At 53.8% G+C, this 12,437-nt stretch carries 10 protein-coding genes and 2 pseudogenes; 7 read left to right on the forward strand and 5 right to left on the reverse strand.

What is annotated here, in order from left to right; genetic code table 11:
- Positions 1-5 precede the first annotated feature (5 nt).
- The gene (locus QFZ34_RS09170) at positions 6-905 is read left to right on the forward strand and encodes a heme-dependent oxidative N-demethylase family protein (protein ID WP_307279903.1); all 900 of its coding nucleotides are present in this window, start codon (positions 6-8) and stop codon (positions 903-905) included.
- A gap of 153 nt (positions 906-1,058) precedes the next feature.
- Positions 1,059-2,504: a homospermidine synthase gene (locus QFZ34_RS09175; protein ID WP_115053209.1), complete on the forward strand. Its 1,446-nt coding sequence runs from the start codon at positions 1,059-1,061 to the stop codon at positions 2,502-2,504.
- 39 nt (positions 2,505-2,543) lie between these two features.
- On the opposite strand, the gene QFZ34_RS09180 is transcribed toward QFZ34_RS09175, so the two are convergent.
- Together QFZ34_RS09180 and QFZ34_RS09185 are read right to left on the reverse strand one after the other, a co-directional pair.
- Positions 2,544-3,008 carry a GNAT family N-acetyltransferase gene (locus tag QFZ34_RS09180; RefSeq protein ID WP_307279909.1) on the reverse strand — a complete coding sequence of 155 codons (465 nt, stop codon included), beginning with the start codon at positions 3,006-3,008 and terminating at the stop codon, positions 2,544-2,546.
- On the reverse strand, positions 3,005-3,412 hold the full coding sequence (locus QFZ34_RS09185) for a VOC family protein (RefSeq protein ID WP_115052263.1): 408 nt from the start codon (positions 3,410-3,412) through the stop codon (positions 3,005-3,007). Before QFZ34_RS09185 ends, QFZ34_RS09180 begins: the two co-directional genes overlap by 4 nt.
- Before the next feature lie 116 nt (positions 3,413-3,528).
- Between QFZ34_RS09185 and omp10 the strand changes: the two genes are divergently transcribed.
- Positions 3,529-3,909, forward strand: coding sequence for an outer membrane lipoprotein Omp10 (omp10, locus tag QFZ34_RS09190; RefSeq protein WP_115052262.1), 381 nt, complete (start codon positions 3,529-3,531; stop codon positions 3,907-3,909).
- Between the two features lie 78 nt (positions 3,910-3,987).
- On the opposite strand, the pseudogene QFZ34_RS09195 reads toward omp10, so the two are convergent.
- Positions 3,988-4,681: pseudogene (locus tag QFZ34_RS09195) on the reverse strand (alpha/beta hydrolase).
- Positions 4,682-4,859: 178 nt separating this feature from the next.
- Here QFZ34_RS09195 and QFZ34_RS09200 point away from each other — a divergent pair.
- A pseudogene (locus tag QFZ34_RS09200) lies at positions 4,860-6,744 on the forward strand (5'-nucleotidase C-terminal domain-containing protein).
- A gap of 178 nt (positions 6,745-6,922) precedes the next feature.
- On the opposite strand, the gene QFZ34_RS09205 reads toward QFZ34_RS09200, so the two are convergent.
- Complete coding sequence (locus QFZ34_RS09205; RefSeq protein WP_307279915.1) at positions 6,923-8,401, reverse strand: NCS1 family nucleobase:cation symporter-1; 1,479 nt, start codon at positions 8,399-8,401, stop codon at positions 6,923-6,925.
- A gap of 265 nt (positions 8,402-8,666) precedes the next feature.
- On the opposite strand from QFZ34_RS09205, the gene hemH reads away from it, so the two are divergent.
- From hemH to QFZ34_RS09220, 3 genes are all read left to right on the forward strand, one after another.
- A complete protein-coding gene (hemH, locus tag QFZ34_RS09210; protein ID WP_307286215.1) occupies positions 8,667-9,695 on the forward strand; it encodes a ferrochelatase in 1,029 nt (342 codons plus the stop codon).
- Between the two features lie 104 nt (positions 9,696-9,799).
- Complete coding sequence (locus QFZ34_RS09215) at positions 9,800-10,786, forward strand: SPFH domain-containing protein (RefSeq protein ID WP_307279917.1); 987 nt, start codon at positions 9,800-9,802, stop codon at positions 10,784-10,786.
- Positions 10,787-10,804: 18 nt separating this feature from the next.
- Positions 10,805-11,263, forward strand: coding sequence for an NfeD family protein (locus QFZ34_RS09220; RefSeq protein ID WP_115052256.1), 459 nt, complete (start codon positions 10,805-10,807; stop codon positions 11,261-11,263).
- A gap of 162 nt (positions 11,264-11,425) precedes the next feature.
- Here the strand turns inward: QFZ34_RS09220 and QFZ34_RS09225 are convergent, their stop codons facing one another.
- Positions 11,426-12,421, reverse strand: a complete 996-nt coding sequence (locus QFZ34_RS09225) for a KpsF/GutQ family sugar-phosphate isomerase (protein WP_307279922.1) — start codon at positions 12,419-12,421, stop codon at positions 11,426-11,428.
- Between the last annotated feature and the right edge of the window lie 16 nt (positions 12,422-12,437).

Genomic DNA, 12,437 nt, shown 5'->3' on the forward strand with positions numbered 1-12,437 from the left:
TCAGCATGAATAAAGCGCCTGTCCATACGCCCTATGATGGATCGAGCCAGCCTTTCACGATCGGGCTGCAACAGCTGGATTTGAAAGACTGGATAGAGGTAGACGAGAATCTTCTCGCCTATCTTGCAGAAAAGAGGCGGCTCTTTGGTCTGCATGCTGAGCGGATTTTCGTCGAGGAACCGGGGACGCAAGCCGCGCAAGCAGAAGTTCTTGAGCTGCTCGCTGCTCATCTGATTGACAGATATCCGCAACTTTACGCCCGCAATGGTGACGAGATTACCGTTTCCGGTTGGCCCGATAAAATTGAGCTGGGCTCGGCACAAACGCCTTTGCTGCTCCGTGCTGCAAATCTTGTTCAGGAAGATCTGGTTCTCATGCGCAAAGATGAGAAACGCGGCTGGCATCTTGCCGCTGCGTCATTGTCTTTTCCCTCATCATGGACATTGCTGGAAAAATTCGGGCGGTCCATGGACGATATTCATGCGCCCGTTCCTGACTTTAATGCAGGCACCCGCAATGCCGATTTGATAACCCGCATGTTTGACAATCTGCGCCCTGATCGATCCGTCTATCGCATGAATTGGTCTTTGCAGCCAGGTGATGAGATGTATCACCCGCTCGCCAGCCATCAGAAAGGGGCGCTTTACACCGATGATGATCTGGCAACCCATTGCCATATCCGGGTCGAGCGGCAGACCTTGCGTAAATTACCCATGTCCGGGGATATTCTTTTCACGATCCGTATTTATCTCGACCCCGTAAATGCATTGAAGAAACATCCGCAATGCCGCGCTGTCGCAGAAGCTTTTTGCCGCCAATTGGAGGCGCTTAATCCTGCCCAATCCAATTATAAAGGTATTATGACAATCCGCGAGCGGCTGATTGACACTCTAAATCGTCTGTAATCCTGTTTTAATTAACATTAGGGCAAAAATTCACCTCAAAGCGGCCAGCGGTTGTTTGCTCTTGAGCATGACTATGCTCTATGGTTGCTTTTGAAGCGGTATATCAACCCGCTGCCCTCAATGATGGAGATCAAAATTAGGAGCAACGAAAAAATGGCGAAGGCTAAATGGCCTATACATGGAGAAATTACTGGTCCGATCGTGATGATCGGTTTCGGGTCCATCGGACGGGGTACCCTGCCCCTCATCGAACGCCACTTCAAATTTGACAAGTCCCGCTTGGTCGTTATTGACCCGAGCGATGCAAACAAGAAATTGCTGGATGAACGCGGTATTCGCTACATTCAGGAAGCAGTCACCCAGGAAAATTACAAGACACTGCTCAAGCCACTTCTTACCGAAGGCGGCGGACAGGGGTTTTGCGTCAATCTTTCGGTAGACACGTCATCCGTCGATATCATGCATCTTTGCCGCAAGCTCGGCGCGCTCTATATCGATACGGTCATCGAGCCATGGGCTGGCTTCTACTATGCAAGCGGCATCGACAATGCCGAGCGCACCAATTATGCGCTGCGCCAGACGCTGCTTGCCGAGAAGAAGAAAAATCCGGGCGGTCCGACCGCGGTTTCATGCTGCGGGGCAAATCCCGGCATGGTTTCATGGTTCGTCAAACGTGCTTTGCTTGATCTGGCCAAAGACCTCAATATTGAACATACCGAGCCTGAACGCTCAGATCGCCATGGCTGGGCCAAGTTGATGAAACAGGTCGGCGTCAAAGGTATCCACATTGCCGAGCGCGATACGCAGCGTGCCGTTGATCCAAAGCCTTTCGGCGTCTTCTGGAATACCTGGTCCGTTGAAGGTTTCATCTCAGAAGGCTTGCAGCCTGCTGAGCTTGGTTGGGGCACCCATGAAAAATGGATGCCAAAGAACGCCCGTAAGCAGAAGAAGGGCAACAAGGCCGCCATTTTCCTCGAGCAGCCTGGCGCTGACACCCGCATTCGCACCTGGTGCCCGACAGAGGGCGCGCAGTTCGGCCTTTTGGTCACGCATAATGAGTCGATCTCGATTGCCGATTTCTTCACTGTTTTCGACAAGAAGGGCAAGGCAACCTACCGGCCGACATGCCACTACGCCTATCATCCATCCAATGTGGCAACCCTGTCGCTTGATGAAATGTTTGGTGCTGCTGGCCAGCCGCAAACCAAGCTGCATGTGCTGGACGAGTCCGAGATTGTCGACGGTGCTGACGAGTTGGGCGTTTTGCTCTATGGCCACGACAAGAACGCCTATTGGTATGGTTCGCAGCTGACAATTGAGGAAGCCCGCAAGCTTGCTCCCTATCAGAACGCGACCGGCCTTCAGGTCTCTTCCGCTGTTCTAGCTGGCATGGTTTGGGCTCTCGAAAACCCGCAAGCGGGTATCGTGGAAACGGACGAGATTGATTTCCGTCGTTGCCTCGAAGTTCAGACGCCATATCTCGGCCCGCTAAAAGGTCACTATACCGATTGGACACCGCTGGAAAACCGGCCGGGCCTGTTCAAGGAAGACATTGATAAAAGCGATCCTTGGCAGTTCCGCAATATTCTCGTCCATTGATATTTGCTCTGGACCATACTGAAATGGCAAACGGCACCCTCACAGGTGCCGTTTCTTTTGCGGGCTTCTTTCGTAATAGACGTCCCACTCATCCGCACCGGTATTGGTGAATCCGTTCCGGCTGTAAAACCGACCGGCATCGCTGTGCTTCAATACGCTCAGGCGTATAACCAATCCGAGTTCATCTGCTTCTGCCAAAAGCGTCTGAAGGATCTGTGTCCCCAATCCGACACTCTGCAATGCCGGGGAAATGTAGAAGTGCTCTAGCAGCAATCCATCATCAGACGGGCCAAGCGCCACGCAACCGCCGAGCGAACCATCCGAAAGCACAATCAGTCGCGTATATTCAGCTCGAAATGACTTGCGGAACCGCTCAAATGCCCGCCTCTCATGGAAACGCCCGATCCGCTCAAGGCTTTCACGCATGGTGAGAAGCCGTAACTCGAACAATCTTTGAAAATCCTGTTCAGATGCCTGCTCCAGCCGGAAAGAATGATCCTTCATTTTTCCTGATCGTCAATCTTCGCATCATAGCAAACGAAGGCGAGCTTATTGCCATCCGGATCGCGGACATAGGCCGCATAAAATCCCGGCCCATATTGCGGGCGCAAACCTGGCTCGCCCTCGCTGCTGCCGCCATTCTTAAGAGCCAATGCGTAGAGCCTGTCGACAAGACCAGCTTGTTCGCTCCGAAACGCGGTCATGTTGCCATTGCCGACACTTGCCACCTCTCCGTCAAAAGGCAGGCCCACCATGAAGCGGGGAACATCGTCATCGGTTTTTCTGCCCCACGAAAACATAACCTCATCGCTAAAGCAGCGCTCCAGGCCAAGCTCGACCATGAGCGGGTCATAGAATGCTTCCGCCTTGCGCAGATCATTCGTGCCGACCATCGTATATCCTATCATACCCACCCTCTTTGCTGTACGAATCTGAGCTTGCCGCAGATTATCAATAAACTTAAGTCTTGTTATTGCTTAATTTTAGCGTCATTTATGGGCCACACCCATGGGAGATTGTTTGGATGAAACGTTTATCACTTGGCCTCGGTTCAGCCGCATTGACCATTGTCCTCGCCGGCTGCATGAGCGGGCCGCAATCAGATGGCGGGCCTGTACAGACCGCACGCCCCACTGACGCCGTTCAGGGCCAATGGTTCGATACATCCGGTGTTGCATTCTCGAACTTCAATGGCGGTGTTTTCGAAACCCGCGCCAATGATACCAAGGAAAAACTTGCCGAGGGCAATTACCGCTTCGTATCTGCAAATCTTGTCGAGATTGATCTTCGCTCGCTTGCTCGCGGTACGCAGTCCAAGGTCAATTGTGCGCTCGTGAGTGGCGGCCAGTTGAACTGCACGTCCTCCTCGGGCCAGCAGTTTTCTTTGACGCGCCGCTCCGCTTAAGATCGCGGTTCGACTTCGGCCGCCACTTTGCAGATGTCCACGGAGGTTCCCATGGACATCTTTCGGCAAGGCGATCCTCTAGTTCTTCGCCAGTTCCGTTGCTGCTTCATCAATCAACGATGCAACTTCCACCTGCTGTGATGCCAGCGAGGCATGGCTGGCGTCAAGAGATATGATTTTCCGCGCACCAAGACGTGACGACATGCGTTTCTGGTTTTCCGGCGCGATCATCCGGTCGTCAGTGGAAATCTGATACCAGGACGGTTTTGTCTTCCAGGCGGGCGCAGTGATTGTATCGCCAAAAGTGCTTGCCAAAGGTGCCTTCTGGGTGATCCCCATGACAAGCCCTTCCTCCTCGGTCAAATCCTGACAGAAGCTTTCATGGAGAGTTCCGGCTTGACCCAAAGATAGCCATCGCTGTCCAGTGTGAGATTTGCCGCTGCAAGTGGCACGTGCTCCTGCGTGATAGCACCAGGGCTTTCCCCTGCATCCGGAGCAAAAGCTGCAATATAGACCAGACCGGCCACATTGGGCGCATTGCCTCGGTAATGACGGCACCACCATAGGAGTGTCCCACCAAAAGAACCGGGCCGCTTTGTTGCGCCACCATTTTGCGCGTGCGTTCGGCGTCATCGCCGAGTGAGGTCAAGGGCAGTTCGACGGCATGAATATTGGCATGCCCCATGCGCGTGAGTTCAATAATTACTTTGTTCCAATGGGCCGCACCGCCCCAGAATCCGTGCACCAAAATAACCGTGGGCTTGTCACTCATGTTTTAAACTCCTTGTTGTAATGAACAGGTAATTTTCCGAACTAAATATTACCTTGGCGTGTTTACACAGGCTTGTTTTCCTCTCTTGCATCGTGTGCAAAGTGATGAAACCATGGCTTTTGTCACAAGCACATCAAGGTGCTGATGTATTACCACATCGAATTGAACGGAGCAGGTCATGTCCAGAATTCTCGGCAAGCTTTTTCTAGCTGCCTCCGCCCTCGGCATCAGCGCGGGAAGCGCCATGGCCGACTATACGCTCAATATTCTGCACATTAACGACCTGCATTCCCGCATCGAAGCCATCAACAAATATGATTCCACCTGTTCGCCCGAAGAGACGACCAAGAATGAGTGTTTCGGCGGCATTGCGCGCGTAAAAGCCAAGATCGATGAACGCCGCGCGGCACTTTCCAAGGACGGCGGCAATGTAATCGTGCTCAACGCTGGCGATGAATTCCAGGGCTCCTTGTTTTACACAACCTATAAGGGCGATGACACCGCCGAGTTTCTGAATGCAATTGGCTACGATGCCATGGCGCTGGGCAATCATGAATTTGACGGTGGCCCGTCAGTGCTGGGTAAATTCCTCGATAAGGTCAAAATCCCGATCATTTCCAGCAATACCCAGGCTGATTCAGAACCGCTGATCGCGGGTAAGTTCAAACCCTATCTGATCAAGGAAATCGGCGGCCAGAAAATCGGAATCATATCCGCCCTGACGACCGATACGGCTGAAATCTCTACACCCGGACCCACTGTCAAATTCGCGGATGAGATCGAGACCCTGACAAAGCTCGTTGGCACATTAAAAGCTGAGGGCGTCAACAAGATCATCGCGCTCAACCATACCGGCTATTTTGAGGATGAAGAGATTGCGGCCAAGGTCGACGGTATTGATGTGATCGTCGGCGGTCATAGCCATACTCTGCTTTCCAGTACTGATCCTGACTCTGGCGGCCCCTACCCCACCCTCGTCAAAAATCCCGCAGGACGTGAGGTTCCAATCGTTCAGGCCAAGGCCTATTCCAAATATCTGGGCGAGCTCAAAGTCACCTTTGATGATGACGGCAATGTCACGGCAAGCTCCGGCGCGCCGATCCTGCTCGACTCTTCAGTCACGCCGGATGCAGCCCTTGTTGCCCGCGTGGCCGAACTTGCCAAGCCGATAGAAGAACTGAAGGCCCGCAAAGTCGCCGATACTGCAGGCGAGATCGACGGCTCTCGTGAAGTCTGCCGCATCGGCGAATGCAGCATGGGCAATCTTGTCGCCGACGCGATGCTTGATCGCGTCAAGGCGCAAGGTGTGACTATTGCCATCATCAATGGCGGCGGCTTGCGCGCCTCAATTGATGCCGGTGAAGTGACCATGGGCGAGGTTCTGACTGTTCTACCCTTCCAGAACACCCTTGCGACATTCCAGTTGCGCGGCTCGGATGTCGTTGCGGCGCTGGAGAATGGAGCGAGCCAGATTGAAAAAATCGCGGGCCGCTTTTTCGCAGGTCGCTGGTTTGAAATATACATTCGATATTTCCAAGCCTGTCGGCAGCCGTATTTCCGATGTTCAGGTTATGCAGGGCGAAAGCTGGAAGCCGATCGATCCTGCTGCAACCTATGGCGTGGTGTCCAATAATTACATGCGCGCCGGCGGCGATGGTTACAAGGTCTTCGCCACCAATGGTATCAATGCCTACGATTATGGTCCCGGCCTTGAAGAAGTCCTTGCCGACTATCTCGTTAAAAACAACCCATACATGCCTGTGATGGACGGCCGCATTACATCCGCAAGTCCGATTGCAGTCCCCGTTCCCTCCGAAACAACGACGCCCGCAGCACCGGCAGCAGACGCTGCCAAACCTGCCGATGCCGCCAAACCTGCTGATTCCGTAGCTCCTGCGACAACCCCGACTTCCTACGTGATCAAGGCTGGCGATAATTTCTGGGATATTGCCGAACAGCTCTACGGCGATGGTTTTTCCTGGAAGAAGCTATCTGAAGCAAATCCCGATATGAAAGTTATGAAACTGCCTGTTGGTGCCGAGATGAAAGTGCCTGCCAAGTAATATATACAAGCTGCAATGGCGTGGTGCGTGGTTGGCCCTTCGACAGGCTCAGGAGGGCGAACCACGCACAGCCTAGATGCAAGCAGCCTATCCCTTACGGTGAGCCATATACACACCTCACCGTCCGATTATCTCTCCCGCGTGGGGGGAGAGATAATCGGCACGAACCGCTTCAACTTCACGCTTTCGCTCCCAGAGCCGCAGCAGCAACCCGCTCATTGCGCATCAGCAGATAGTGCACACCACCACCTATGACTGCTCCGAGCAGCCAGCCCCAATCGCCACCATTGCGGATATATTGCGTGGCCCCAAGCACCGACAATCCGATAGACATAACACTGGCTATCGCCAATGCCAGCAACGCCCGGCTATTCCAGCCACGCTCGAAGTAAAGCGATCCTTCCGGTGACATTGTGTAGAGGTCTTCAAGCACAACATTCTGCTTTTTCACCAGATAGTAGTCGGCAATCATAATGCCAAAAATCGGACCAAGAACGGCACCGAATATGCTGACGAAAATGGTGATCGCCTGAGGACTTGAGACAAAAAGCCAAGGGCAGACGAGGACCGAAAGAATGGAGGTGATCAATCCGCCCATACGGAAATTGATCTTCTCAGGAAAGAGATTGGCAATATCATAGGCCGGAGAGACAAAGTTTGCGACGATGTTGATACCCATGGTTGCGACGATGAAGGTAATCGAACCAAGAACGACGATCCAAGGATTATTGATACGCTCGACAATGGCAACCGGGTCAAGAATGGCCTCGCCAAAGACCTGAACCGTACCGGCAGTCACGATCACAACGATGATGGAAAAGACGATGAAATTGACCGGCAGCCCCAGAAAGTTGCCGATCTTCATGGCTTTCTCGTCTCGCGAGAAACGCGAGAAATCACCAAAATTAAGCAGCAGCGCTGCAAAATAGGCAACGATCAGCATGGAGGCATTCGCCATATGCGACAGGGAAGAACCCTCCGCCGGTGGCGCAAGCTGCAGCGACAGGCTGGAAAAGCCGGTTTGCGATAATATCCAGATGGCAAGCGCGAACATCACCACATAGACCACAGGCCCGCAAAAATCGATAAACTTGCGGATGGATTCCATGCCGCGCAAGAAAATCAGCAATTGGAAAACCCACATGAAAAGAAAGCTGAGCCAGCCGAGCGTCGACAGCCCGAATATGTCGTTTCGAGTCAGTTCAACAGTGCTCGGCACAAGGGTAATTGCCAGCGCCTGAACTGCCTTGGAGGCGAAATAGGTTTGCACGCCGTACCAGACAATACCGACAATGCCGCGCAGAACGGCAGCAAGATTGGCACCCATGACACCAAAAGACATGCGGGCCACAACGGGAAACGGCACACCATATTTCAGCGATGGCTTGCCGATCAGGTTCATCAGGAAATAGACAGCCGTTATGCCAACGATCATGGCGATCAAAACTTCCCAACCCGTCAGACCCAAAAAGAATAGGCTCGCGGCAAATGTATAGCCGCCAACAGAATGGACATCGGACATCCACATGGCAAAAAGGCTGAATGCGCCCCAGGTTCGTCCCTCAGGAGCGGTGGGGGCTAGATCGGCGCTGTAGAGCTGAGGATGTGCGCCGGTAACAAGAAGAACGGGAGGCGTTGCATGCTGGTGGCTGGACATGACAGTCATTTCCTTTGAGTGACGAACGCAGACAACCGATTAAACGCAAGTTCCATGCCAAATGGAAGCCTGCGACGAAAAACTTAGGGGGCTAATGTCCAAGCATACTGCGTGGTTCGGCCACAAATCCCGAAACTTACTGAATCGGCTTACTCCTGATCTGTGCACTCAACATGCGGCCTTTGGTGCCCTTGCAATAATACCGGCGGACACTAGTTTCTGGCGGCAGAAGCGGAGTACGACAATGAAAATTTCTGACGAGCCGATGGCGACGGTTAAAAAACCCCAGGACCATCCGCATATTGAGACGTCGAAAATCGGCGTTCTGCTCGTCAATCTGGGCACTCCGGATGGCACTGATAAAACCTCGATGCGCCGTTATCTCAAGGAGTTTCTTTCTGACAAGCGCGTCATTGAATGGCCCCGCGCTATCTGGCTTCCCGTGCTTTACGGCATTGTGTTGAACACACGTCCGAAAAAATCCGGCGCGCTCTATGACAAGATCTGGAACCGCGAGCGCAACGAATCGCCGCTACGCACCTATACTCGCGCTCAAGGCGAAAAACTTGGGGTAGCTCTGGCCGAGCACCCTGAAATCGTTGTCGATTGGGGTATGCGTTATGGCCAGCCCTCAATCGAGCAGGCACTGGAGCGACTGGACAAAGCAGGCTGCAAGCGCATTCTCATGTTCCCGCTCTATCCGCAATATTCGGCAACGACGACCGCAACGGTCAATGACAAATTTTTCGAAGCGCTGATCAAGATGCGCTTCATGCCAGCAACCCGCATTGTCCCCTCCTATCAGGACGAGGCCGTCTATATTGATGCATTGGCGACATCGATCGAGAAGCATTATGCCACGCTTGATTTTGAACCTGAGCTATTGATCGCTTCCTATCACGGCATACCGCAGAGCTATTTCAAGCGCGGCGATCCCTATCCCTGCCATTGCTGGAAAACCACCCGGCTCCTGCGTGAAAGACTGGGCTGGGCCGAAGACAAACTGATAACATGCTTCCAGTCACGTTTTGGCCCCGAAGAATGGATGCAACCCTACACGGACAAGACCCTGGAAAAACTTGCCAAAGAGGGTGTGAAATCCGTTGCTGTCTTCAACCCCGGCTTTGTATCCGATTGCCTTGAAACGCTTGAGGAAATCGCTGGTGAAGGCGAGGAAATCTTCCACGAACATGGCGGCGTAAACTTCACTCACGTGCCTTGCCTCAATGATAGCGATGAAGGCATGCGGGTCATCGAACAGCTCGTCCGCCGCGAACTACAGGGTTGGGTGTAGAATCGCTGCTTTTTGATGTTGCCACTATGGTCTATCGTGCACTGACCCGCTAAACGGGATAGTGTGAGTTTCGGGCCTCAGGGCCGACCAAGGGGGGCGATACAATGAGCGGTTTTGATTTCACGATACCAGTGCTTGCCATTCTCGTACTGGCAATTCTGTTTGCGGGCGTAAAAACCGTGCCTCAAGGTTATAATTACACCATTGAACGTTTCGGCAAATATACCCGCACGCTATCGCCGGGCTTGAGCCTCATTGTCCCATTCTTCGATCGCATCGGCGCCAAGCTCAACATGATGGAACAGGTGCTTGCCGTTCCTACGCAAGAAGTCATCACCAAGGACAATGCCAATATTGCCGTGGATGGCATCGCCTTCTACCAGATCCTCAATGCACCACAGGCGGCGTATCAGGTCAGCGGATTGGAAAACGCCATTTTGAACCTGACCATGACCAATATCCGTACCGTCATGGGCTCCATGGTTCTCGACGAGCTCCTGTCCAACCGTGACACGATCAATGATCGGTTGCTGCGCGTTGTCGACGAGGCCGCGCATTCATGGGGCATTAAAATGACCCGCGTGGAGATCAAAGACATTAATCCACCGAAGGATTTGCTCGATTCCATGGGCCGTCAGATGAAGGCCGAACGTGACAAGCGCGCCATTATTCTGGAAGCTGAAGGCACCCGTCAGGCGCAGATTTTGCGCGCTGAGGGTTTGAAGCAATCGCAAATTCTCGAAGCAGAAGGCAAGCGCGAAGCCTCTTATCGCGAAGCTGAAGGCCGCGAGCGTCTTGCGGAAGCTGAAGCAAAGGCAACCGAAATGGTGTCAGCCGCCATCACCAGCGGCAATGTTCAGGCGCTTAATTATTTCGTCGCGCAAAAATACACCGAAGCCTTCGGCAAGTTTGCTTCCAGCCCCAACCAGAAAATCATCATGATGCCAATGGAAGCCTCCGCTCTTGTCGGTTCGCTTGGCGGCATTGGCGCAATTGCTCGCGAAGTTTTCGGCGATAATGCACCTGCGTCGCCGCCTGCTGCACCAGCCCGCGGACGCACCGTTCCAGGTACCAGCGGAACGAATTCATAATTCGGGTGAGGCTTTGAAATGCTGGAACGTCTCTTTGCGGAACTTGGCCCCTGGAACTGGATCGTACTTGGCCTTTTGCTGATGATCCTGGAAGTGACCGCGCCGGGAATATTCTTCCTCTGGTTCGGCATCGCCGCGCTCATTGTCGGCGGCTTTGTCATCCTGCTTGGCGAAGCTTTCCCATTCGGCTGGCAGGTGCAGGTCATCCTGTTTCTGGTGCTTTCGCTGATCGCCGTTTTCATCGGGCGCAAGCTCGTCGGCGCAACCGATGCGGAGTCAGACGAACCCTTGCTCAACCGGCGCGGTGAACAGCTCATTGGCCAGATTGTTACTCTTGAAGAAGCGACCGTAAATGGCCGGGGCCGCGCGCGTGTCGGCGATAGTCTCTGGCGTGTCACAGGTCCGGACCTTGCCGCCGGAACGCCAGTGAAAATCGTCGGGATCGATCAGGGAACATTGCGGGTCGAAGCGCTCTAGCTCATGTGCACAACAGAAATGCGTGGTTCGACAAGCTCACCATGAGGAAGGGCAGTGGGCTGCGGGTTAATTCGCCAGCGCTGCAGGAGTGTTTCCCTGCAATCAACCCACCTTCCTCATGGTGAGCCCCGTCGAACCACGCACAATCGAATTGCAACGCTCTTATGCAGCGCCGATGCGCAACAGATCATGGAAATGCACGATCCCGACCGGGTAATTGTCTTCAGTCACGATCAGCGCACCAATATTGTGATCATTGAGCAAAGCCAGTGCGGCGCTTGCCAGCATGGTCGGCGGTACAGTCTTCGGGTTCCGCGTCATGACCTCTTCGACGGTCATTGTCACCAGACTGCGGTGCAGATTACGCGAAAGATCGCCGTCGGTGATAATGCCAGCCAGCGTGCCATCGGCATTCTCGACCGCAATACAACCGAAACGTTTTTCGGACAGAACCTTCATCGCGTCGGGAATTAGCGTCCCAAGCGGCACAAGGGGGATCTGGTCGTCGCGATGCATGATCTCGCGCACATGAGTGAGGCTGGCACCGAGCGAACCGCCCGGATGGAATGTCTTGAAGTCACCGGGGGTAAAGCCGCGTGCCTCAAGCAGCGCCACGGCAATCGCATCGCCCATCGCCAGTTGCATCAGCGTAGATGTCGTCGGCGCAAGGCCATGCGGACAGGCTTCCGCCACGCGCGGCATCAGGATCACCACATCGGCAGCCATTGCCAGTGCTGATTTTTCACCCGCCGTCACCGCAATCAACGGAATGCGGAACCGCCGCGAATAGCTGACTATTCCTTTCAGTTCCGCCGTATCGCCAGACCATGACAGCGCAAGAATGGCGTCATCGGCGGCGATCATGCCAAGGTCGCCATGATTGGCTTCCGAAGGATGTACGAAAAAGGCCGGTGTGCCTGTCGAGGCAAATGTCGCAGCGATCTTGGCGCCGACATGGCCGCTCTTGCCAACGCCGGTAACAATGATGCGCCCTTTGATTGCAGCGATTTTCTCAATCGCGCGGCAGAACGCATCGGCCATCGAACCTTCCAGCGCTGCGCCTAGCGCAACTAGCCCGTCTTGTTCGGTTGCAATTGTCCGTTTTGCGGAGTCAACCGCTGCGGACCTGTCCAGTTTGGTGTCATTTATAGCCTGCATGGGCAAACCGTTAGCG

The sequence above is a fragment of the Phyllobacterium ifriqiyense genome (assembly GCF_030817885.1).
Classification (GTDB): Bacteria; Pseudomonadota; Alphaproteobacteria; order Rhizobiales; family Rhizobiaceae; genus Phyllobacterium; species Phyllobacterium ifriqiyense.